Below are 23,023 nucleotides of genomic sequence, written 5' to 3'. Positions count from 1 at the left end.
TCCCTTTCCGAACCCATTACCCTGCCCGGCAATCGCCGTAGCGCCGAAGTGAGGAAGTCCGATGTTGTCCGTTCTGAGCCGGGCCCGCAAGTCGCTGGGTCACCTGGTCACTGGTCTCTTTGCGGTGGTGCTGGCAGCCTGTGTTCCGGCGGATGGTCCGGCGACAGGCCCGGCGCAGGGATCGGGCGGTTCGGTCAAGGTGGCACTGCTGATCCCCTCGGGCTCGGGGCAGGCGCAGGACGAGCTTTTCGGCGCCAACCTTGAAAATGCCGCGCGTCTGGCGATGCGCGACCTGTCGGGGGTAGCCATCGACCTGCGCGTCTATCGCACCGGTGGCAGCCCGGCCAGGGCCAGCGCCCTGGCGAAGCAGGCGGTAGACGAAGGGGCCCAGGTGATCCTTGGGCCGTTCTATTCCGAAGAGGCGAATGCTGCAGGCGTCGCGGTGGCGAATTCCGGCGTGAATGTCCTGGCCTTTTCGAACAACGCCGCCATCGCGGGTGGAAATGTCTTCGTGCTTGGCCAGACCTTCGACAACACGGCGCGGCGGCTGGCCTCCTATGCCGTGCGCAACGGCAAGTCGAAGATCCTGATCGTTCATGACCGCAACGTCGCGGGTGAGGTCGGCAAGGCTGCCATCGAACGGGGGGTAGCGGCAGCCGGCGGGTCGGTCGTGGGCGTGACCTCCTACGAATTCTCGCAGAACGGCATCGTGCAGGCGGCCAGTGGAATTGTCGGAACCGCCAGGTCGTCGGGCGCGACCGCCCTGTTCCTGACGGCCGACACGGCCGGGGCGCTGCCGCTGCTCAGCCAGCTTCTGGTCGATAACGGTATCGACCGGGCCACGACGCAGCTGATCGGTCTGACCCGCTGGGACATTCCGCCCGCGACGCTGGCCCTGCCCGGTGTGCAAGGCGGCTGGTTTGCCCTGCCCGACCCGGGCCTGCAGGCGCAGTTCCAGTCGCGCTATCAGGCAGCCTTCGGCACGGCGCCCGTGGCCGTCGCGGGCCTTGCCTATGACGGGATCGCTGCGATCGGGGCCCTGGCCCGCGCATCGAAGGGCGCGCCAATCAGCCGTGAGGCACTGACCCAGTCGGCCGGGTTCGCAGGCGTCTCGGGCGTCTTCCGCTTCCTGCCGAACGGAACCAACCAGCGTGGCCTGGCCGTGGCGACGATCCGCAACAATCAGGTCGTGGTGATCGACCCGGCCCCGCGCAGCTTTGCCGGCGCCGGGTTCTGACACCGTGACACGCGCCGCCGAGGCCCCGGCCGCGCCTGCCGCTGCTGCGACTTCCGCTTATCCGATGCCCGATCTGGATGCCCTGACGGTAACGGTTCTGACGGGCATTGCCGACGCACCGGATGCCAGGGCCGCGCGCGCCGGCGTGGTTCGCCACCTGCTCGATGCACGGACGCAGGCCACGACTGCCTTCGAGGCAGCCTTCCGCGCTGCCCCGCGCCAGGCACGCGCGCTGATTTCGGCTCAGGCGGCGCTGACCGACGTGCTGGTGAAAGTTGCGCTTGCAGCCGCCCAGAAACTGCATCCCCTTGCCAACCCGACCGAGGCCGAACGGATCGCCGTCCTGGGCGTCGGTGGCTATGGCCGGGCCGAAATGGCGCCACAGTCGGATGTGGACCTGTTGTTTCTGACGCCTTGGAAGGTCACCCCATGGGCTGAAAGCGTCATCGAGACGATGCTGTACATCCTGTGGGATCTGAAGCTGAAGGTCGGTCACGCCAGCCGAACGGTGAAGGATTGCATCCGACTTGGCCGCGAGGATGTGACGATCCGCACCGCACTTCTGGAACACCGCTTCATCTGCGGGCACGAGCCACTGGCCACCGAGCTGGGCGACAGGCTGTGGGGCGATCTCTTCCGGAACTCCGGCCCCGAGTTCATCGAGGCGAAGCTTGCCGAACGCGCCGAACGGCACAAGCGGCAGGGCGGCCAGCGCTATGTGCTTGAGCCGAACGTGAAGGAAGGCAAGGGCGGCCTGCGCGATCTGCAGACGCTCTACTGGATCGGGAAATACCTGCACCGGGTGCCTTCGGCCGAAGGTCTGGTCGGCGCGGGGCTTCTGTCGCGCGAAGAGTTCGACAGTTTCGCCCGGGCCGAGGACTTCCTGTGGGCCGTGCGCTGCCATCTGCACTACATCACCGGGCGCGCGACCGATACGCTGACCTTCGATCTTCAGGTCGAGGTCGCGGCCCGCATGGGCTATCGCGACGCGGGCGGGCGGCGGGCGGTCGAGCATTTCATGCAGGATTACTTCCGCCACGCGACCCGCGTGGGCGAGCTGACCCGAATCTTCCTGACCGAGCTTGAAGCCCGCCATGCCAAGCGCGAGGCCAGCCTTTTCGGCATCTTCAAGCGCACAAAGCGGGTCAAGTCCGGCTACAAGCTGGTCCAGGGCCGCATCGACGTGACCGACCCCGCAGCCTTCCTGAAGGACAAGCTGAACCTTCTGCGCGTCTTCGAAGAGGCGCTGCGCACCGGCTATCTGCTGCATCCCAACATCATGCGCCTGGTGGCGGCGAACCTGCATCTGATCGACGACGAGATGCGCGAGAACCCCGAAGCGCAGCGGCTGTTCCTGGATCTGCTGCTGAAGCACGGCAACCCGGAACGGTCCTTGCGCCGGATGAACGAACTGGGGGTGCTTTCGGCCTTCATCCCCGAATTCGAACCCATCGTCGCGATGATGCAGTTCAACGTCTATCACCACTACACGGTGGACGAGCACATCATTCAGACGATCAGCTGCCTTGCCCAGATCGAGCGGGGGGAACTGGTCGAGGAACTGCCGATCGCCTCGGGTATCCTGAAGGCCGGCGTGAACCGCCGCGTGCTTTATGTGGCGCTGCTGCTGCACGACATCGGCAAGGGCCGGCCCGAGGATCATTCCATCCTCGGCGCCCAGATCGCCCGGCGGGTCTGCCCGCGCCTTGGCCTCGATCCCGAGGAATGCGAGACGGTGGAATGGCTGGTGCGCTATCACCTGCTGATGTCCGACATGGCGCAGAAGCGCGACATTGGCGATCCGCGCACGGTGCGCGACTTTGCCAAGGCGGTGAAGACGCGCAAGCGGCTGGACCTTCTGACGGTACTTACGGTCTGCGACATCCGCGGCGTGGGGCCGGGGACCTGGAACAACTGGAAGGCCATGCTGCTGCGCCAGCTTTACAAGCAGACCACCGAGGCGCTGGAGGGGGGGCTCGAAACGCTCAACCGCGAGAACCGCAAGGACGAGGCGAGACTTGCCCTGCGAAAGCGGCTTGTGGGCTGGGGCGCCGCCGAAATCGAGCATGAACTCGACCGCCATTACGACCCCTACTGGCAGGGTTTGACCACCGACACGCACGAGGTCTTTGCCCGGCTTCTGCAAGGCATCGGCGACGACGAAATCCGCATCGACTTGCACCCCGAGCCCGACCGCGACGCGACCCGGGCCTGCTTCGCGTTGGCAGACCATCCCGGCATCTTCAGCCGCCTGGCCGGGGCGCTGGCGCTGGTGGGCGCGAACGTGGTGGACGCACGCACCTATACATCGAAGGACGGCTATGCGACCGCCGTCTTCTGGGTGCAGGACATCGAAGGCCACCCCTACGAGGTCAGCCGCCTGCCGCGCCTGCGCCAGATGATCGACAAGACGCTGAAGGGCGAGGTCGTGGCGCGCGAGGCCTTGAAGGACCGCGACAAGCTGAAGAAGCGCGACCGCGAGTTCCGCTTTCCGACCCACATAACCTTCGACAACGAAGGGTCCGACATCTACACGATCATCGAGGTCGATACCCGCGACCGGCCGGGTCTGCTGTATGACCTGACGCGGACGCTGGCCAACAACAACATCTACATTGCGTCTGCCGTGATCGCGACCTATGGCGCGCAGGTGGTGGATACCTTCTACGTCAAGGACATGTTCGGGCTCAAATTGCACCAGAAGCACAGGCAGGAAGCCCTGGAACGCAAGCTGCGCAGCGCCATCGCCGAAGGCGCGGAACGGGCGCAGGCATGAGGCGACCCGGCTCGCGCCCCACTTCTCCGGAAAGAACCGCACCATGAAACCCGTCCGCATCGTCAAGGGCTTCCTGACCGTGGGCTTCTGGACCCTGGTCAGCCGGGTCTTCGGCCTGATCCGCGACATCTTCCTGGCGCGCTATCTGGGCGACGGCATCGTGGCGCAGGCCTTCGTCGTGGCGCAGTCGCTGCCGAACATGTTTCGCCGCTTCTTTGCGGAAGGCGCCTTCAACTTTGCCTTCGTGCCGATGTTCGCCAAGAAGGTCGAGGCAGAAGAGGATGCCGAAGGCTTTGCCCGCGATGCCTTCTGGGGCATGGCGGCCTTCCTGTCACTGTTCTCGGCCCTGGGCATCGTCTTCATGCCCGGACTGGTCGTGCTGATGGCCTCGGGTTTTGTCGGGGACGATCGCTTTGCCGTGGCGGTGACGCTGGGCAGGATCGCCTTTGCCTATATCCTTTTCATCTCGCTCACGGCGCTTCTGTCGGGCGTGCTGAACGCGCGTGGCCGGTTCGCGGTTACCTCGGTCGTGACGGTACTGCTGTCGGCCACGATGATCGCGGGGATGGTCCTGGCTGACCGGATGGGCTGGGACATGGGGCGGACGCTGGCCTGGTCGGTCACGATTTCCGGCCTGCTTCAGCTGCTGGTCACCTGGGCTGCGGTCCGGCGACTGGGCTACCGGATGCGTTTTCGCTGGCCGCATCTGACACCCGATCTCAAGCGTCTGGCCATCATCGCCGCGCCTGCCGTGCTGGCCGGGGGGGTGGTCCAGATCAACCTGATCGTGGGCCGTCAGGTCGCCAGTCTGACCGATGGCGCGGTGGTCTGGCTGTATAACGCCGACCGCATCTATCAACTGCCTCTCGGTGTCGTCGGCATTGCGATCGGGATCGTGCTGCTTCCCGACCTGTCGCGCCGCCTGCGGGCCGAGGACCACGAGGGTTCGCGCGCATCCTTCAACCGGGGGACGGAATTTGCGCTGCTGCTGACCCTGCCCGCAGCCGTGGCGCTGATGGTGATTGCCTGGCCGATCATCAGCGTGCTGTTCCAGCGTGGGGAATACGGGCCTGTGGCCACCGTGAACACGGCCTGGGCTCTGGCGGTCTATGGCGCTGGTCTGCCGGCCTTCGTGCTGCACAAGGTGCTGCAACCGTTGTTCTACGCGCGCGAGGACACGCGGTCGCCCTTCCGCTATGCGGTCTGGTCGATGGTGGTGAATGCGGCGCTGGCCGTGGGCCTTCTGCCGCTGATCGGTTGGCTGGCGGCCGCGATTGCCACCACGGTTTCGGCATGGGTCATGGTCTGGCAGCTTTGGCGCGGCAGCCGGGTGATGGGCGATGCGGCGCGGCTTGATGACCGGTTCCTGTATCGCCTGCCGCGCATGGCCCTGGCCTCGGCCCTGATGGGGCTGGTGCTCTGGGGCATGTCGGTCGCGCTGGCCGGGCCCCTGACCACGCCGGGTGTCCGCACCGCCGCGCTTGGGGCGATGGTGCTGGTGTCGATGGTGGTCTACTTCGGCACCGTCCTGGCGATCGGCGGGATGAGCTGGGTGGAACTGAAAGGCGCGTTCCGCCGTCAGCGCTGACGGATCTTGTCCATCACCCGCGCCCAGCCCCCGGGGCTGACGACGAAGGACAGCAGGAACCCCGCGGCAAAGCCGGCGATGTCGGCCACCCAGTCCCAGCCCGCGCCGAACAGAAGGCCAAAGACGAGCTGGAAGAACAGCAGAGCCCCGATCAGGGAAAAGGCGCGATACTTGTTGCCCCCGGTCCGCGCCAGGTTGACCCACAGAAGGAAGGTGAAGGCTCCGATCAACCCGTAGACCGCCGGATAGGCGCCGATCAGCTGCATCCGGTTCCCGGGTACCAGGAAGGTATATGCCACCGCCCCAAGAGCCGAGGCCCCCAGAACCACGACCAGCACTGCCCACCAGCGGAAGATCTCGCCCACCATCTTGCCCAGAGCAAGAAGCAGGACGATGGCGAACAGGGCATGGCTGAAACTGGCATGGACCAGCGGATAGCTGACCAGCCGCACCAGTTCCTCATAGGGCGCGCCGCCGGTCTGCCACTGGTAACGCAGAAGTTCGGGAAACATCCCGAAGCGTTCCACCGCCTGCAGGCGCCAGCCCACGCCCTGCGGGCCCCCCACGAAGCCGGCCGTCGCCAGCGACAGCACCAGCTCCATCGCGATCAGCGGCAGGGCCAAGACCCAGACGATCAGCGGCAAGGGATTCAGCGGTGCCTCGTTGTGGTCCTGTTTCATGCCCTGCCCCGGCGTTGACGGCTTGTTGCCCTTGGATTACGCGGGTTCGGCAGCTTTATCCAGACGGAGCGATCCCATGACCTCGCAGGCTTCGGCGGTCCAAACGCCGAAAACCTTCAAGCCCCGCATCTTCTCGGGCATCCAGCCTTCGGGCGGGCTGACCCTCGGCAACTATCTCGGCGCGCTGAAGCGGTTCGTCGAAAAGCAGGACGAGGGGATCGAGACGATCTATTGCCTGGTCGATCTGCACGCGATCACCGTCTGGCAGGAGCCCGAGGCCCTGCGCCGCCAGACCCGCGAAGGGGCGGCGGCATTCATCGCCGCGGGCATCGACCCGAAGCGCTCGATCCTGTTCAACCAGAGCCAGGTCAGCGCGCATGCCGAACTGGGCTGGATCTTCAACTGCATCGCCCGCATGGGCTGGATGAGCCGTATGACCCAGTGGAAGGACAAGGCCGGCAAGAATGCCGAGGCAGCCTCTCTGGGCCTGTTCGCCTACCCCTCGCTGATGGCCGCCGACATCCTGGCCTATCATGCGACCATGGTGCCGGTGGGCGAGGACCAGAAACAGCACCTGGAACTGACCCGCGACATCGCGATCAAGTTCAACAACGATTACGGGGTGGACTTCTTCCCTGTCGTCGAGCCCCTGATCGAGGGCGTGGCGACGCGGGTCATGAGCCTTCGGGACGGCACGAAGAAGATGTCGAAATCGGATCCTTCGGACCAGAGCCGGATCAACCTGACCGACGATGCGGACGCCATCGCGCAGAAGATCCGCAAGGCCAAGACCGACCCGCTGCCCTTGCCCGACAGCCCCGAGGGCCTGAAGGACCGGCCCGAGGCGCGCAATCTTGTGAACATCTACGCAGCCCTTGCCGGTCACAGCGTGGAACAGGTGATTCGCGACTTTGCCGGTGCCCAGTTCGGCACCTTCAAGCCGGCGCTGGCCGATCTTGCCGTGGCGAAACTGTCGCCGATCACCGCCGAGATGAACCGGCTGATGGCCGATCCGGCGGAAATCGACCGCATTCTTGCGGATGGGGCCGAACGCGCCGATGCCATCGCGCGGCCGATCCTTGACCAGACCAAGGACATCGTGGGCATGATCCGGTCGCGCAAGTAATCCACAGGAAGGTTCGGCGCGACACGGCCATGTCACAGACCTGATTCAGGCCGGCGCTAGACCGATCCTGTCCGGTGGCGCGATCTGTCCCCATCGCCCGAGGTTCGGCCCCTCTGTCCCCTGAGATGGCCGCGCCTTGCCGACATGCCCCCATGCGCCCCCGCATGGGGGCGATTTTTTTCCTGCTGCGCCCGCCCAGGCAGGGCAGATCGCCAAGTCCTTGACTCTGCGAAGGCTGACAAAGCGGAAATCGGGTTCTCCACAGCTTATTTCGGAAGAAAGCGCTTTACAGGCTTTCGCTCGTGTCCCACCATATCTAGTAAAGGCAGCGTCGGGCAAACGCTGACCCTTGCCAGACACCCAGCTTCTAGTGGGTCTTGGCCCGCCTGAAGCTTCATCATGAGGCCGGGCATGTCGCTTTCCGAAGACTACGCAGCGATGGAGGATCTGCACCCCATCGACATCGTCGAGACCCTGGCCGAACACCACGCGTGGGAATTCGATCGGGTGACCGACGACCAGATCGCCATGGCGGTGGAAGGCCAGTGGCGCACCTATTCGCTGACCATGGCCTGGTCGCCGCACGACGAAACCCTGCGGCTGATCTGCACCTTCGAGATGGACCCGCCGGCCCAGAAGCTGCCTGCGCTTTATGACCTGCTGAACCGCTGCAACGACATGGTCTGGTCGGGTGCCTTCACCTGGTGGGCGGAACAGAAGCTGATGGTCTGGCGCTATGGCCTGGTCCTGTCGGGGGGGCAGATGGCAGGGCCCGAGCAGATCGACCGGCTGATCGTCAGTGCCGTGATGGCGGCCGAGCGCTTCTATCCGGCATTCCAGATGGTGGCCTGGGGGGATCAGTCGCCGGCCGAGGCGATGAAAGTCGCCATTGCCGAGGCATACGGCCGCGCCTAACCTTGGCCCCCGAAAGGGGGAATTTCATGGCTCTGGAACGTGTGGCCCGCGACGGGCTGGTATTGCTTGGATGCGGCAAGATGGGGTCTGCCCTGCTGGCTGGATGGCTCAAGGCGGGGGTCAAACCGGATGCGGTCTGGGTATTGGAGCCCAATCCGACCGACTGGCTGATCGAGACCGGGGTTCATCTGAACGAAGGTCTTCCGCCGGCCCCGGCGGTGGCGCTTCTGGCGGTGAAGCCGCAGATGATGGGCAAGGCGCTGCCGTCGCTGCAGGCGCTGGGAAATGGGACGACGTTGTTCGTCTCGATTGCCGCCGGGACGACGATTGCCAGCTTCGAGGCTGTCTTGGGCGATAGCACGCCCATCGTGCGAACCATGCCGAACACGCCTGCCATGGTAGGCAGGGGGATAACCGCGCTGATCGGCAACCGACATGCAACGGCCGACGACATGGCGCTGGCGCGGGCCCTGATGGCGGCTGTCGGCCAGGTTGTGGAGCTGGAGCGTGAAGACCTGATCGACGCGGTGACTGCCGTTTCGGGTTCGGGGCCGGCCTACGTTTTTCACCTGATCGAGGCCATGGCCGCAGCGGGCGAGGCAGAGGGGCTGCCTTCCGATGTGGCGATGCAGCTTGCCCGCGCCACGGTCTGCGGCGCGGGGGAACTGGCCTATCAGAGCCCCGAAAGCGTTGCCCAGTTGCGGATCAACGTGACCTCGCCCGGTGGCACCACTGCTGCGGCGCTGGCGGTTCTCATGGATCCGGAAACCGGCTTTCCTGCGCTGCTGCGCCGCGCGGTCAAGGCGGCAGCCGACCGGGGCAGGGAGCTGGGCAAATGACCATCACCTACGCCGATTTCGAAAAGGTCGATATCCGCGTCGGCCGGATTACAAGGGCTGAACCCTTTCCCGAAGCGCGCAAGCCGGCAATCAGGCTATGGGTCGATTTCGGCCCCGGGATTGGCGAGAAACGGTCGTCTGCGCAGCTGACGCGCCATTACACTCCCGAAGGTCTGGTCGGGCGGCAGGTGCTGGCGGTGGTGAACTTTCCGCCCCGCCAGATCGGACCGGTGAAGTCCGAGGTGCTGGTGCTGGGCGTGCCGGATGCGGAGGGCGAGGTGGTGCTGATCGGGCCGGGGCAAGAGGTTCCTTTGGGGGGGAAACTGTTTTGAATCCGAAGCTTCTGATCACCCGCCGACTGCCTGACCGCGTGCTGGAAGCCGCCTGCGCCCGGTTCGACGTGACATTGCGCGACCGGACCGAGGTGCTGTCGCCAGAGGAGCTGCGCACCGCGCTGCGTGACTTCGACGCGGTGCTGCCGACCCTGGGCGACCGCTTCCAACCGGATGTCTTTGCAGATGTTTCCAGCCCCCGGGCGAAGATTCTGGCCAACTTCGGGGTGGGCTACAACCACATCGACATCGAGGCCGCGAAGGCCGCGGGCGTGATGGTCACCAACACCCCCGGCGCAGTGACGGATGCGACCGCGGATATTGCGGTAAGCCTGATCCTGATGACTGCCCGCCGCCTGGGCGAGGGCGAACGCATCCTGCGCGCAGGTCGGTGGGAAGGCTGGGGACCGGTGCAGATGCTGGGCACCCATGTTACCGGAAAGCGGCTTGGAATCATCGGGATGGGCCGCATCGGCAAGGCGATTGCGAAGCGCTGCCATTACGGGTTCGACATGGAGGTGGTGTTCTACAACCGCTCGGCCGTTCCCGATCCGGGCCTGCCTGCACGGCAGGTAGAGATGGCCGAGGCGATGGCTGCCGACTTCGTGGTGGTGGCCGTGCCGGGCGGGAAGGCCACGCATCACCTGATCGACGCCAAGGCATTGGGAATGATGCGGAAATCCGGGATCTTCGTGAACATCTCCCGCGGCGATGTGGTGGACGAGGCCGCCCTGATTGCGGCCTTGCAGGAGGGCCGGATCGCCGGTGCAGGGCTGGATGTCTACGAGTTCGAGCCGCAGGTTCCGGCCGCCCTGATCGCGATGGAGAATGTCACCCTGCTGCCCCATCTCGGCACCGCCTGCCTTGAGGTGCGCGAGGACATGGGGATGATGGCGGTGACGAACCTGATCGCCTGGGCCGAGGGGAAGGCGCCGCCCAACCTGCTGAATCCATGATCATTTCCCGCGCGCGCCGGTTCATCTTTGCCCATGCTCCGAAGACCGGCGGGACAGCATTTGCCCTGGCCTACGAGGCACGGGCCGCAAAGGACGACATCCTGATCGGCGACACGCCCAAGGCGCGCAAGCGGGCGGGGCGATGGAAGGGGATCAAGACCGCCGGGCGCGTGTGGAAGCATTCTAGCTTGGCGGACGTGATCGGGCTGGTGAGCACCGAGGAAGTGGAGTCATTTCTGACGGTCACGCTGGTGCGAAATCCCTGGGACCGGGTGGTAAGCTATTATCACTGGCTGCGCGCGCAAAGCTTTGCCAACCCTGCGGTGGGTCTGGCCAAGGCACGGGATTTCAGCGGGTTCCTGAACCACCCGCAGACGATAGCGTCGCTGCGGCTCTGGCCCTATGGCGCCTATATGCGAAGGCCGGATGGATCGGAAAAGCCCAGCCTTTTCCTGAGGCTGGAGAGGTTCGAGACGGATGCCGCGCCGCTGTTCGACAATCTCGGCTTTCGCCTGACACTGCCGAAGGCCAATGCCAGCGACAGGGCACGGGACTGGCGGGTCTATTACTCTGACGCGGATGCGGCGCTGGTGGCGGATCTGTGCGGCGAGGATGTTGCGCGGTTCGGATACAGCTTCGATCCAGGCGCCTGATGTCCCTTGGTTGACCTGTCGCGTCAAGAGAAGTTCCCTGATCATCCTTCCGCCCCGACGCGCGTGAGAACGGAAATCCTTCAAGCGGTGGATGTGAACCGCTCATCATCCCTTACGGGCTTCTTCGCTGTGCCGGGGCCAGCGAAGAAGCCGGTTACGGCTGATGAGCGGCGGTCTATGCGGCGGCCTTCTCGCCGCCGAACCGGCCGTAGAAGGTTTCGCCCTTGTCCGCCATCTCGCGAAGAAGGGCAGGCGCTTGGAAGCGCGGGCCGAACTGCGCGGTCAGGCCGCGGCAGATCTCTACCGCCCGCGCGGCGCCGATCATGTCGAGCCAGCTGAACGGCCCGCCCGACCAGGGTGCGAAACCCCAGCCGAGGATCGCGCCCACGTCGCCCTCGCGGATGTCGGTCAGGACACCCTCTTCCAGCGCCCGCACCGCCTCGAGCACCTGGGCAAAGAGCATCCGGTGCTGCACATCGGCCAGCGAGGGCTGCATCTTGTCCAGGGGATACTTGTGCGCGAGCCCCTCCCACAGGCCCAGACGCTCGCCCTTGTCATCATAGGCATAGAAGCCGGCCTTCGCCTTGCGGCCCAGACGCCCCTGATCGGCCATCCAGAACAGCACATGGTCCACTGCCTCGTCGGGGTAGTCCTTGCCCATGGCTTCCTTGGTGGCCTTGGCGATCTTGACGCCCAGGTCGATCGAGGTCTCGTCCACCAGTTGCAGCGGGCCCAGCGGCATGCCGACGAGCTTTGCCGCGTTCTCGATCAGCGCCGGTTCCACCCCTTCGGCGACCATGCGGATGCCTTCGTTGATGTAGGGGATGATGCAGCGGTTGGCATAGAAGAAGCGCGCGTCGTTGACGACGATCGGGGTCTTGCGGATCTGGCGCACGAAATCCAGCGCCTTGGCAACCGCGCGCTCTCCGGTCTTCCTGCCCCGGATGATCTCGACCAGGTTCATCTTGTCCACCGGGCTGAAGAAGTGGATGCCGATGAACTGATCGGGCCGCTGGCTGGCGGCGGCAAGCCCGGTGATCGGCAGGGTCGAGGTGTTGGTGGCGTAGATGCAGTCCGGCCCCACCGCCGCCTCGACCTTGGCCGTCACATCGTGCTTGACCTTCGGATCCTCGAAGACCGCCTCCACCACCAGATCGGCGCCGGCGAGCGCCGCGTATTCGGTGGTGGCGGTGATGCGGTCCAGAACCTCGGCCCGTCTCTCGGCGGTCACCTTGCCGCGCTTCATGCCCTTGTCCAGCAGGCCCTCGGAATGGGCCTTGCCGCGGTCGGCGGCCTCCTGACTGGCGTCGATCAGCACGACCTCGATCCCGGCATTCGCCGCCACAAAGGCGATGCCCGCGCCCATCATGCCCGCGCCGATCACGCCCAGCTTCTTCACCGCCTGATCCTCGACCCTGGGCCGGTTCGCGCCCTTCTCCAGCGCCTCCTTGTTGATGAACAGGCTGCGGATCATCGCGCTGGACGAGGGGTTCATCAGCACGCTGGTGAAATGCCGCGCCTCGATCCGCAGCGCCACGTCGAAGGGCACCAGCGCCCCTTCATAGACCGCCGCCAGAAGCGCCTTCGCCGCCGGATAGACGCCCATCGTCTTGGCTTGCACCATCGCGCTGGCGCCGACAAAGGTCATGAAGCCCGCCGGATGATAGGGCGCGCCGCCCGGCATCTTGTAGTCCTTGCGGTCCCAGGGCTTGACCAGGTCGGCATCGGTGGCCGACAGCACCCAGTCCTTCGCGCGTTTCAGCAGGTCTTCCGGGGCCACGACCTCGTCGATCAGCCCGGCCGCCTTCGCCTCCCTGGGCGAGGACAGCTTGCCCTCCAGCAGAAAGGGCGCGGCCATCATCGCGCCCAGCTTGCGCACCAGCCGCGTGGTGCCGCCAGCACCTGGGAAGATCCCGACCATGATCTCGGGCAGGCCGATCTTGGCCTTCGGGTTGTCGGCCGCGATGATCCGATGGCAGGCCAGCGGCAGTTCCAGCCCGATCCCCAACGCGGTGCCGGGCAGCGCGGCGACGATCGGCTTGCCGCCTTTCAGCGTCTTCGGGTCCATGCCTGCGCGTTCGATCTTGCGCAGGACCTGGTGCATCTGCATGACGCCATCGAAGATCGCCTGCGCCCCGCCCGCACGCATTCGCGCGATCACGTTCAGGTCCATCCCCCCGGCGAAATCCTTCTTGCCGCTGGTGAGGATGATGCCCCTCACCCCCGGATCAGCCAGAGCCCTGTCGATCAGGTCGGACAGCGCGGCGAAGGCCTCGGTGGACATCACGTTCATCGACCTGGACGTCACGTCCCAGGTGATGGTGGCAACGCCCTCGGCATCGGAGGTCATGGTGAAATCGGTCATTGCGTGAACTCCATCGGCAATTCTTGATTGGGCTCGACCCTGGTCAGCAGGATCGGCCAACGGGTCTCGCTGGTCGTGTTGTGAACCCTGGTGGCTTTCCACGCGCCATCGCGGCGTTCCAGCCAGATCCGGCTGTAGAAAGTCGGAATCAGCGGTATGCCGTCGCAGAGATAGTGCGATTCATAGTTACCTATGATCCGGTCCGAGCCGTCGAACCTAGCCTGGCGCCCGATCAGTCGCGCTTCGCTGGCCCCGCGGCAGCACAGCATGTCGCAAAGCTCGTCAAAGCCTTCGACCAGATCTTCCTCTGTCCCGACAATAAGGTTTGCTGTCGAGGTGATGATCGACAACGGAAGCTCTACGAAGTCGCGATAGGACTCGAAGTTGCCCTGCATCAAGGCGAGGGCAATGCCGTCGAGGAACTTCTGAAGCGTCTCTGTTGCGGTCATCGTCCCTCGCGTTGAGTCCGGTTTGGCCGTATGAGCCTGCAATAAACCGAAATCACCAGAGTTCCGCCGAAAGAGAACACGGAACAAGTAATTGTATACTACACCGCAATCAGAGGTTGAATTAACAAAATGTGAATGTCGCCATGTTCCAAGCGCATGAGACGACGCCCGCAGGACTGCCTGTCGTTTCATCTGATGACCTCGCGCGCACAGCCAGAACAGGGCGTGCCGTCGCGGCGCAGGTGGCGCCGGGCGGGGCCGTCCTTTTCGGTGATCAGGTCATGGTCGGTGTAATGGACGCGGTCGCGGGCGTTGCGGGTGCCGATGACCAGGTAGCGGGCGGGCACCTCGGTGCGGTTATCCAGCCGGTGGCCGATGGCCAGACCGGCGGGCCAGGCGGCCACGTCGCCCGGGCGCAGGACGGTTTCGACGTCCTCGACCAGCACAACCTCGCCCGCGAGCATCAGGATCATCTCGTCCTCTTCCTCGTGCCAGTGGCGGTGGCCTGAGCGGCTGTCGGGCGGCAGCTCCTCAAGGAAGGCACCGAACTGCGTAAGCCCGCCTGGATCGGACATCAGCAGATAGCGGTATGGCCCGTTGCCCGAACCCAGAACGGGGTGGACGGGATCGGGTTCCTCTGCCCAGGGGGGAAGCACGACCTTCGGCATCAGCGCGGCCCCGCCCAGTCGGTGCCGTCCTTGTAGGTGAACCGCGCCTTGCCGCCCTCGATCTCTACCCGCAGGTCCACGTCGGAATAGGTCGCCACCTCGCGCGGGGCCTTGGTGCCGACGACAAGGAAGCGCGCCACCCGGTCGGAGCGGTTGACGAAGTGATGCCCGTCGGTGCTGCCCGCCGGAAAGGCGGCGCAATCGCCCGGGCGCATCACCGTTTCGCCGGCGTCCTGCACCAGGGTGCATTCGCCTTCGGTCACCATCACGAATTCGTCCTCGTTCTGGTGCCAGTGACGAAGAGAGGACATGGCCCCGGGTTCCAGGGTCACCAGATTGACGCCGAACTGCGTCAGCCCGCCTGCATCCCCGAGGCGCAGCGACGACCGCCCCTTCATCATGCTGGCGTAGGGTTCCGGGTAGATCGATCCGGTCCTTGCCGGAATCTTCGTGGGGTCGATCACGGGCATCGGGGGGCTCCTGCTGCGGGCACCATGCCCTGTCGAGCAACCCCGAAGGTCAGGCGATCAGCGCATGTGCGGTCAATTGTGGTTTCAGTTCGGGCATGGAGACACGGCTGTAGGCCACCATTTCGGTCCGCAGGCCGAACGGCGTCATCCGGTTGTAGTACACACCCGATGACAGACGCGGCGTTTCCTCGGACGGGGACAGTTCCAGCCAGTCCAGCCAGACACGCAGTCGCCCCGCGCGCGGAATGTCCATCGCCCTGACCCGGGGCTGCACGTGTTCGACGCCACGTTCGACAAGGGCAGATCGCAGCACCGAAAGCATTGCTGCCCCCTCGGCCGCCGAACGCACGATCACCCGCTTCTGTCCAAGATGCAGAGGCAGCGGATAGGCATACTCGGCCGCAAGATCGTCCAGACGGTCGGCCATGAACAGCGCGCCCCGCCTCACGAATACGGACAGAACCTCCGAATGCTGCACCCCGCGACCCACCCCGTTGACTAGCTGGATTGTGGCCGAAAAAAGGCCGGAACCCTGGAGAATCACCCCCAACGCGACAGATTGGGTCTGGTTGCCAAAAAGCTGTGGCGACATGATGGCAAGCCTGCCCGCAGCGCGCATTATTGTTGCGGAAGGTCATGTCAGACCCGTTCGATGATCGTGGCCGCGCCCATTCCGCTGGCGATGCAGAGGGTGGCAAGCCCGGTTGCCTTGTCCCGACGCTCCAGCTCGTCCAGAAGCGTGCCGATGATGATGGCCCCGGTCGCGCCGAGCGGATGGCCCATGGCGATTGCGCCGCCGTTCACGTTCACCACCTCTGGATCGACGTCGAAGGCCTGCTGAAAGCGCAGGACCACGCTGGCGAAGGCCTCGTTGACCTCGAAAAGGTCGATGTCGGAAACCGCCATGCCCGCATCCCTTAGGATCTTCTGCGTGACCGGCACCGGCCCGGTCAGCATGATCGTCGGATCGGTGCCGATCTTCGCGGTGGCAAGGATGCGGGCCCGGGGCTTCAACCCATGCGCGCGACCGAACGCGGCAGTGCCGATCAGCACCGCTGCCGCCCCGTCCACGATGCCTGACGAGTTGCCGGCATGGTGGATGTGATTGATCCGCTCCAGATGCGGATACTTCATGATCGCCACCTTGTCGAAGCCGGGCATGACCTCGCCCATAGCCTTGAAGCTGGGTTCCAGCCGGGCCAGGGCCTGCATGTCGGTGTCCGGCCGCATGTGTTCGTCATGGTCCAGGATGGTCAGGCCGTTCTGATCCCTGACCGGCACGATTGATGCGGCAAATCGGCCTTCCTTCCACGCCCGCGCCGCGCGGCGCTGGGATTCGACGGCCAGTGCATCGGCCTGTTCACGGGTAAAGCCGAACCGGGTTGCGATGATGTCGGCGGCAATTCCCTGCGGCACGAAATGGGTCTTCATCGCCAGAGACGGATCCACCGCGATCGCCGCACCGTCCGACCCCATGGGGACGCGGCTCATCATCTCGACCCCACCGGCGATGTAGGCCTGACCTGCGCCGCCCTTCACCTGGTTCGCGGCCAGGTTCACCGCCTCCATCCCGCTGGCGCAGAAGCGGTTGATCGACAGGCCCGGGATGGCTTCGTCAAGGTCGGATGCCAGCACAGCCGACCGCGCAAGGCATCCGCCCTGTTCGCCGATCTGGGTGACGTTGCCCCAGATCACGTCCTCGACCGCATGGCCTGACAGCCCGTTCCTTTCCTTGATCGCGTTCAGCATCCGTGCCGACAGCGCGACGGCCGTGACCTCGTGCAGCGATCCATCGGGCCGCCCCTTGCCGCGGGGGCTGCGGACGGCGTCGTAGATGTAAGCATCGGTCATGGTCGTCTCCTCAGGTTGCGGGGAAGGCCCGCGTCATCAGGTCGTAGGGATGTTTCCAGCCGGGCAGGGCCGCGATCCGGTCCAGCCATCGGTCGATGTGCGGCCACTCGGAGCGGGCAAAGCCGTAGGGCTCGGGATAGTAAAGATAGCCGCAGCAACTTAGGTCAGCGATGGTGGGGGCGTCGCCAACCATCCAGTCGCGGCCGGCGAGGTGATCGTTCAGCACCGTGTAGGCGGCCTTCAAGCGCCCCTGCAGGAAGGGGACAACGCCTTCGGGGCGTTTCTCGGGCGGCAGGAAGTTCATCAGGAAGCGGCAGGTGCCGATGGTGGTCGAAAGCTTGTGGTTGTCCCAGAACAGCCAGCGCAGCACCTCGCGCCGTTCGGCGGCCGAGCGGCCCCCCAGCTTGCCGGTCCTTGATGAGATGTAGTCCAGGATCACCCCGGACTGCGTCAGCGTGGTGTCGTTGTCCACCAGAACGGGGACTTCGCCCATCTCGTTGATCTTCCTGAACTCCGGGCTGCGCGCCTCGCCCCGGAAGAAATCGACGTGGACCGGTTCCCATGCGATTCCGGCCATTTCCAGCGCCAGGGCGCATTTGTAGGCGTTGCCGCTTTCGCCGAAACAATAGAGCTGCATGCCGGCCCCTCCCACGGTGCTAGGTCTTGCGTTCATCCAGGTCAGCGCGAAAGGCCATCAGACGTTTCGCCAGTTCGTCTGCGTCCACCATGCCGTTCAGGTTCTCGAAGATGAAACTCAGCGCCTCGCCGGGTTCCAATCCGCTTTCCGCCTGAAAGCGGCGGAAGGCGCGGTGCGCTTCTTCGGTCATCGCGGCCGGGAACCGGCGGGTCAGTCGAAAGCGTCTGGGCATCTTTTCCCCCACTCTGGCCGGGGCTTCAGAATGCCTCGGCCGGCAGCGCCATCACCGGGTCGGAGCCGCTCTCGATCCGCGCCAGATGCATGGCGCAGGCGGGAAGCTGGCGGGCCATGTAGAACCGGCCGGTGGCGATCTTGGCTTTCAGGAAGTCGCGGTCGTCTGCGCCCCCGTCCAGCGCAGCATAGGCCGCCTTCGCCATCCGCGTCCACATCAGGCCCAGGCAGACATGGCCCATCATGTGCATGAAATCGTATGACCCGGCCAGCGCGGCGTCGGGGTTGGTCATGCCGTTCTGCATGAAGAACATTCCCGCCTGCTGCAACTGCCTGGATGCCGCCTTCAGAGGTTCGGTGAAGCCCTTCATCCGCTCGTCGCCGTCGTGGGCCCTGCATTCGGCCTTCACCATCTCGAAGAAGGCGATGACATGCCTGCCACCGTCTTGTGCAAGCTTGCGACCCACCAGATCCAGCGCCTGGATGCCGTTTGCGCCTTCGTAGATCATGGCGATCCGGGCGTCGCGTGCGAACTGCGACATGCCCCATTCCTCGATGTAGCCGTGGCCGCCAAAGACCTGCTGGGCCTGCACCGCCATCTCGAAGCCCTTGTCGGTCTGAAAGCCTTTCAGCACCGGGGTCAGAAGACCCACCAGCCCGTCTGCCGCCGCATCGCCGTTGTGGGCCCGGTCGATCAGCGTGGCCCCCCAGAAGGTCAGCGCCCGGGCGCCCTCGACGAAGCTTTTCTGCTCCATCAGGTTGCGGCGGATGTCGGGGTGGACGATCAGCGGGTCGGCCGGGCCGTCGGGGTTCGCGGCACCCGTGACGGCCCGGCCCTGCAGCCGGTCCTTCGCATAGGCCAGCGCGTTCTGGTAGGCGGCCTCGGCCACGGCATAGCCTTGCAGCGCGACGCCCAGCCGTGCCTCGTTCATCATGGTAAACATGGCGCGCATGCCCTTGTGCAACTCGCCCAGCAGCCAGCCGGTCGCGCCGTCGTAGTTCATCACGCAGGTCGCGTTGCCGTGGATGCCCATCTTGTGCTCGATCTTGCCGACCGAGACGGCATTGCGCGCACCCAGGCTGCCGTCCTCCTTCACAAGGAACTTCGGCACGATGAAGAGGCTGATCCCCTTCGTCCCCTCGCCGCCACCCGGGGCCTTGGCCAGCACCAGGTGGACGATGTTTTCCGCCATGTCATGGTCGCCGGCCGAGATGAAGATCTTCTGCCCGGTGATCCGGTAGGACCCGTCCGGCTGCGGCTCGGCCTTCGTGCGCAGAAGCCCCAGGTCGGTGCCGCAATGCGGCTCGGTCAGGTTCATCGTGCCGGTCCATTCGCAGGTCACGAGCTTGGGCAGCCACTTCCGCTTCTGCTCTTCGGTCCCGTGCGCCAGGATTGCGGAATAGGCGCCGTGGGTCAGGCCCTGATACATGTTGAAGGCCATGTTGGCCGAAACGAAGGTCTCGTTCACCGCCGTGTGCATCAGGTAGGGCAGGCCCTGCCCGCCGTATTCCGGGGCGGCGTCCAGCGACATCCAGCCACCCTGACGCAGGGTGTCGAAGGCCGCCCTGAAACCGGAAGGCGTGCGCACCACGCCGGCTTCCAGCTTGCAGCCTTCGGCATCGCCCACGGCGTTCAGGGGGGCCAGAACCTGTTCCGCCACCCTGGCGGCCTCGCTCAGCACCGCCTGAGTAAAGCCCGTGTCAAGGTCGGCATAGCCGGGGATGTCGGCCTGCGAAATCTTCAGAACGTCATGCAGAAGGAACTGCATGTCCTTCACGGGGGCGGTATAGGTCGGCATTCTCGGTCCTCTTCCCTGTACTTGCCGCCAGCTTCCGGGCGGGTCTTTCCATCAGGCCGCGCGCTGGGGGGCCTGGCCTTCATCGGCGGCATGGGCCAGCGCCTCTTTCAGCTCGGCGATGGCCTGGTCCAGTTCGGCACGCTGCGCCTCCATCTCGGCCAGGCGCTTGCGGGCCAGTTCACAGGCCCGGTCGCGCTGGGCGGCGTCCGAGCCGTCGCGGTCATAAAGGTCCAGTGTCTCGCGGATGTCGTCGAGGCTGAAGCCGAAGCGCTTGCCCCGCAGGATCAGCGTCAGCCGCGCACGGTCGCGCCGGGTGAACAGCCGCCTTGTCCCGATCCTGATCGGGGCAAGCAGCGCCTTGGCTTCGTAGAACCGCAAGGTGCGCGGGGTCACGTCATAGGCCTCGCACATTTCGCGGATTGTCATCACATCACCGGATGCTTCGGGTTTCATGGCAAACTCGTGACTTTGGTCTCATCATCCTGCGTCAGATGCGGACCCGCGTCCGAGATTACCAGAGCCGTTGACGTTCACGTCAGTGTAACGTCACGTCATGAAATCGGCTGACGTGCCGTCAGCGGCCCGGGCCTTGTGGCGGCCACCCCCGGGGTCAGCGCAGGACCATGCCCCGTGGCCAGCTGAGTCTGTGTTCCAGCGTGACGGTCTGCTTTCGGCCCGGGGCGAGGTCGAAGGTCCATGCCAGGATGCCGCGCTGGCCATCCACGTCTGTCTCGTCGGGGCTGGGGTCGGCCTTGACGGTCAGTTGCAGGTCGGTCTGTTCGCTGTAGGGCACCTGATCCAGAAGGCGCACGGTCCAGGCCTCGGTTCCCGTGTTCTCGACGGAAATCACTGCGCTTTCGGTCCGTTCGTTGGCGGTGGTGAACACGCCAGTCTGTACTTCGCTGGCCATTGGCATCCTGCGTGACAGGCGCAGGGTTTCGATGGCACCGAAGGGCAGGTCGGTTTCCGCCCCCGGCGCGATCATGTCGAGCCAGGTGGATCCGACCAGCACCCCTTCGCGGAACAGCATCGCCTCGCCCGGCAGCAGGGGTTCGCCCGAGGGGTTGGTGACGCTTGCCACGACAAAGGCGGTGCTGTCGTGGCGCGGCACGGCGACGGCCCTGACCACGGGGGCAAAAGTCAGCCGGTCAAGCGGCAGGCGCAGGTTTTCGGCACCCGAGGCAACGGTGACGGGTTGGGGATAGACGTGGACCACAGTGTCACCTTCCATCGCGGCGCCCGCGGTGATCGGCGCAGGCGCAGCTTCGGCCACGGCTTCAGGCATGATCGCATCCGCGGCTTGGCCGGATTTGCGGGCCAGATCCTGATCCGCCGGTTCGGGCACGATCCGGCGGAGTTCGGGCCACAGCGTCGAGGGCGCGGCCTGTTCGGATGGTCGCGCGGAAGACAGGGTCAGGGCGACGCCCGTCCAGTCCTCGCCGGTGCGTTGGCTGACAAGAACGGCGCGGTCGATGGTCAGCCTGTCGCCACCCCTGCGGCTGAGGTTCAGCTCGTAGAAGGGGCGCCAGCTGGCATCCGAGACATATTGCGTGACGGTAATGGTGTGTTCGCCGGCCTCGGCGGCGGTCAAAGCCACCAAGAGTGCGGTATAGTCGCGGTCGGCCGAGGGCAACGCATCAAAGGCGGCCCGGGCCCTGGCCAGGGCCTCGTCAGCCTTTTCCAGCGCCTTCTCGGCGGGGAAGAGGTCGGCGCTGGCGGCAAGCGCCGCCTGGCGGGCGGCCAGCGTTTCGGCCCCGATCATCGCCGCCATGGCGCGGATGGTTTCTGGCGTGGCATCATCTGGCAGGGCACCGGTGAAAGAGGACAGAAAGCGCGCCTGCGCTTCGGCGGCATCCACACGGGCCCGCACGGCGTCAAGCGCCAGCGCGGCCTTGACCCGTTCCGCTTCCAGGCGTTCGACCTCGGCCCTGGCGGCCTGCTGGTCGGGCGTCAGCGGCTCGTCCCGGGGTGGCAGGCGATCGGCGCGCAGGGTAAAGGCCCCCAGCCCCAGACCCGTGCCGTGGGCAAGCTGCATCATGCCCGGCTGGCTGGAGGCGGGCAGGTCGGTGACCAGAAGTTCGTGCGATCCGCCGGTCGGGGCGGTAAAGCCGATCTGGCGCGTAAGCCGCGCGCCATCGGGATAGACGGTGACGGCGGTGATCCGGCTGGTGGCCACGATGGTTTCTGCCAGGGCCGGCAGGGCGGTCGTGGCAAGCAGGATGGCAAGAAGCGCGCGCATGGAAATGGCCTTTCGCGGGGAACGATGCCGCAAGCCTAGGCCCCTTCCGGGCGCAGCGACAAGGCGGGAAACCCGCCCCGGCCGCAGCCCAAGGCAAGGCCGCCGGCCCGCGTCGAAGGGGGTCAGTTTTCCAGCGGTGTGGCGATCAGGATGTGCAGGTCACGGTCGGGCACATAGTCGGCCTTTTCCATGACAAAGGTGGTGGGCCCCGTCTTCCTGATACCCTGCGCGCAGAGCGAGACGATGTTGCCCGGCGCGCCCTTGTCCAGGGTCAGCCGGAACCGCTTGATCGGACCGGCCCAGCTGTTGGCCGTCCTCAGGATGTATGAGATGTTCCATGACAGGCCCACCGCTTGCGCCTTGCCGTCTGTCTGCGGCTGCGCCAGTGCCCGCATCAGCCCCTTCGATGTGCCCTCGTCGATGCAGTAGAGATCCGCAATCTCCTGCATGTAGTCCTCGGGCGGGTGGGCCCAGACGAAAATTCCGCCAGGCGAACGGTTCTCGTAGGCGTGGCTGATCCTGACTGTCTGGCCTGCGGGGAAGGTCTGGGTCCAGTGATAGCGGATCAGGACCGACCAGCGCGGGAAGGCATAGCCGTATTGGGTGCCGACGTCGTGGAATTCGGCAAGGCCAAGTTCGCTCGCCTCGTCCCGTTGCCGGGGCGTCAGCGCGGCCAGCGCAGCCATGATCTTCTCTGCGCTCAGCGTAAGTGGCAGGCCGAGCCGGGCCAGATCCGCGGTCACGTCGCGGCCCGGAGTGTCGTATTGCGTGGAGGAGGGCACCCAGACCCCGGTCGGTTCGGGTGCGACCACCGCGATGCGGTCGATGCGCAAGGCGACAGGCTTGCCGTCGGCCGTGGCGGTGAAGTTCACCAGGTTCTCGCGATTGGGGTCTTCGGGAAGGTTCCACTGGCTTTCCACCAGCTGCCAGACCGGGATCGGTGGCAGCGGAAAGATCACCTCGCCGGTCATGTCGCTGCCGGTCCGGTTGCGGAAGACGTAGTCGACGGCGATGCGGTCGATGCCGATGAAGAGATCTTCTTCCTCCATCGCCACGGCCTCGGTCTGGCCGAAGGTCAGGCCGGTTGCTGACAGGCCGCCGAAGCCGTCATTGGCAAGGCTGGGTGCGGCAATGACGGCGGCAAGAAACAGGGACAGAAAGGAATGCGCCGGTTTCATCCAGACCTCCGGGAGACGGGTCCGGGCCATCTGA

General features: G+C 65.5%; 22 protein-coding genes. 9 read left to right on the top strand and 13 right to left on the bottom strand.

Annotated features, from left to right (window positions below; genetic code table 11):
* Positions 1-61: 61 nt before the first annotated feature.
* The 3 genes from EYB42_RS03265 (at position 62) to murJ (ending at position 5,601) form a co-directional block, all read left to right on the top strand.
* On the top strand, positions 62-1,237 hold the full coding sequence (locus tag EYB42_RS03265; protein WP_135448168.1) for a penicillin-binding protein activator: 1,176 nt from the start codon (positions 62-64) through the stop codon (positions 1,235-1,237).
* A gap of 64 nt (positions 1,238-1,301) precedes the next feature.
* Positions 1,302-4,013, top strand: a complete 2,712-nt coding sequence (locus tag EYB42_RS03260; RefSeq protein ID WP_240783951.1) for a [protein-PII] uridylyltransferase — start codon at positions 1,302-1,304, stop codon at positions 4,011-4,013.
* Positions 4,014-4,056: 43 nt separating this feature from the next.
* The gene (gene murJ, locus EYB42_RS03255) at positions 4,057-5,601 is read left to right on the top strand and encodes a murein biosynthesis integral membrane protein MurJ (RefSeq protein WP_135448163.1); all 1,545 of its coding nucleotides are present in this window, start codon (positions 4,057-4,059) and stop codon (positions 5,599-5,601) included.
* Here murJ and EYB42_RS03250 read toward each other — a convergent pair.
* The gene (locus EYB42_RS03250) at positions 5,592-6,281 is read right to left on the bottom strand and encodes a rhomboid family intramembrane serine protease (RefSeq protein WP_135448161.1); all 690 of its coding nucleotides are present in this window, start codon (positions 6,279-6,281) and stop codon (positions 5,592-5,594) included. The genes murJ and EYB42_RS03250 overlap by 10 nt on opposite strands.
* 76 nt (positions 6,282-6,357) lie before the next feature.
* Between EYB42_RS03250 and trpS the strand changes: the two genes are divergently transcribed.
* From trpS to EYB42_RS03220, 6 genes are all read left to right on the top strand, one after another.
* Positions 6,358-7,407: a tryptophan--tRNA ligase gene (gene trpS, locus EYB42_RS03245; RefSeq protein ID WP_135448159.1), complete on the top strand. Its 1,050-nt coding sequence runs from the start codon at positions 6,358-6,360 to the stop codon at positions 7,405-7,407.
* Between the two features lie 411 nt (positions 7,408-7,818).
* Entirely contained in the window at positions 7,819-8,322 is a 504-nt protein-coding gene (locus EYB42_RS03240; protein WP_167850909.1) for a type III secretion system chaperone family protein, read from the top strand.
* 26 nt (positions 8,323-8,348) lie between these two features.
* Entirely contained in the window at positions 8,349-9,161 is an 813-nt protein-coding gene (gene proC / locus EYB42_RS03235; RefSeq protein ID WP_135448154.1) for a pyrroline-5-carboxylate reductase, read from the top strand.
* Positions 9,158-9,493, top strand: coding sequence for a tRNA-binding protein (locus tag EYB42_RS03230; protein WP_135448152.1), 336 nt, complete (start codon positions 9,158-9,160; stop codon positions 9,491-9,493). Before proC ends, EYB42_RS03230 begins: the two co-directional genes overlap by 4 nt.
* The gene (locus tag EYB42_RS03225) at positions 9,490-10,449 is read left to right on the top strand and encodes a 2-hydroxyacid dehydrogenase (protein ID WP_135448150.1); all 960 of its coding nucleotides are present in this window, start codon (positions 9,490-9,492) and stop codon (positions 10,447-10,449) included. Before EYB42_RS03230 ends, EYB42_RS03225 begins: the two co-directional genes overlap by 4 nt.
* Entirely contained in the window at positions 10,446-11,102 is a 657-nt protein-coding gene (locus EYB42_RS03220; protein WP_135448147.1) for a sulfotransferase family protein, read from the top strand. Before EYB42_RS03225 ends, EYB42_RS03220 begins: the two co-directional genes overlap by 4 nt.
* A 175-nt stretch (positions 11,103-11,277) precedes the next feature.
* Here EYB42_RS03220 and EYB42_RS03215 read toward each other — a convergent pair whose 3' ends face one another.
* The 12 genes from EYB42_RS03215 to EYB42_RS03160 all read right to left on the bottom strand — a co-directional run bounded on the left by EYB42_RS03215 (position 11,278) and on the right by EYB42_RS03160 (position 22,989).
* On the bottom strand, positions 11,278-13,467 hold the full coding sequence (locus EYB42_RS03215; protein ID WP_135448145.1) for a 3-hydroxyacyl-CoA dehydrogenase NAD-binding domain-containing protein: 2,190 nt from the start codon (positions 13,465-13,467) through the stop codon (positions 11,278-11,280).
* Entirely contained in the window at positions 13,464-13,916 is a 453-nt protein-coding gene (locus EYB42_RS03210) for a hypothetical protein (RefSeq protein ID WP_135448143.1), read from the bottom strand. The genes EYB42_RS03215 and EYB42_RS03210 overlap by 4 nt, the downstream gene beginning before the upstream one ends.
* A gap of 188 nt (positions 13,917-14,104) precedes the next feature.
* On the bottom strand, positions 14,105-14,584 hold the full coding sequence (locus EYB42_RS03205) for a cupin domain-containing protein (RefSeq protein ID WP_135448141.1): 480 nt from the start codon (positions 14,582-14,584) through the stop codon (positions 14,105-14,107).
* The gene (locus tag EYB42_RS03200) at positions 14,584-15,054 is read right to left on the bottom strand and encodes a cupin domain-containing protein (protein WP_135448140.1); all 471 of its coding nucleotides are present in this window, start codon (positions 15,052-15,054) and stop codon (positions 14,584-14,586) included. The genes EYB42_RS03205 and EYB42_RS03200 overlap by 1 nt, the downstream gene beginning before the upstream one ends.
* Positions 15,055-15,103: 49 nt before the next feature.
* Positions 15,104-15,646, bottom strand: a complete 543-nt coding sequence (locus tag EYB42_RS03195) for a hypothetical protein (RefSeq protein WP_167850908.1) — start codon at positions 15,644-15,646, stop codon at positions 15,104-15,106.
* A 47-nt stretch (positions 15,647-15,693) separates the two neighbouring features.
* Positions 15,694-16,905 carry an acetyl-CoA C-acetyltransferase gene (locus EYB42_RS03190; RefSeq protein WP_135448138.1) on the bottom strand — a complete coding sequence of 404 codons (1,212 nt, stop codon included), beginning with the start codon at positions 16,903-16,905 and terminating at the stop codon, positions 15,694-15,696.
* Between the two features lie 10 nt (positions 16,906-16,915).
* The gene (locus EYB42_RS03185; protein ID WP_135448137.1) at positions 16,916-17,542 is read right to left on the bottom strand and encodes a glutathione S-transferase family protein; all 627 of its coding nucleotides are present in this window, start codon (positions 17,540-17,542) and stop codon (positions 16,916-16,918) included.
* 19 nt (positions 17,543-17,561) lie between these two features.
* Positions 17,562-17,774 carry a hypothetical protein gene (locus EYB42_RS03180; RefSeq protein ID WP_135448136.1) on the bottom strand — a complete coding sequence of 71 codons (213 nt, stop codon included), beginning with the start codon at positions 17,772-17,774 and terminating at the stop codon, positions 17,562-17,564.
* A gap of 25 nt (positions 17,775-17,799) precedes the next feature.
* Positions 17,800-19,572: an acyl-CoA dehydrogenase C-terminal domain-containing protein gene (locus EYB42_RS03175; RefSeq protein WP_135448135.1), complete on the bottom strand. Its 1,773-nt coding sequence runs from the start codon at positions 19,570-19,572 to the stop codon at positions 17,800-17,802.
* 51 nt (positions 19,573-19,623) lie between these two features.
* Positions 19,624-20,025: a MerR family transcriptional regulator gene (locus EYB42_RS03170; protein ID WP_135448134.1), complete on the bottom strand. Its 402-nt coding sequence runs from the start codon at positions 20,023-20,025 to the stop codon at positions 19,624-19,626.
* Positions 20,026-20,182: 157 nt separating this feature from the next.
* On the bottom strand, positions 20,183-21,811 hold the full coding sequence (locus EYB42_RS03165) for a DUF4139 domain-containing protein (protein WP_135448133.1): 1,629 nt from the start codon (positions 21,809-21,811) through the stop codon (positions 20,183-20,185).
* 122 nt (positions 21,812-21,933) lie between these two features.
* Entirely contained in the window at positions 21,934-22,989 is a 1,056-nt protein-coding gene (locus EYB42_RS03160; RefSeq protein WP_167850907.1) for a DUF4424 family protein, read from the bottom strand.
* Between the last annotated feature and the right edge of the window lie 34 nt (positions 22,990-23,023).

Source organism: Tabrizicola caldifontis (genome assembly GCF_004762095.1).
Classification (GTDB): Bacteria; Pseudomonadota; Alphaproteobacteria; order Rhodobacterales; family Rhodobacteraceae; genus Tabrizicola; species Tabrizicola caldifontis.
Note: the sequence above shows the minus strand (reverse complement) of the source record. Positions and strands in the feature narration are given on the sequence as shown.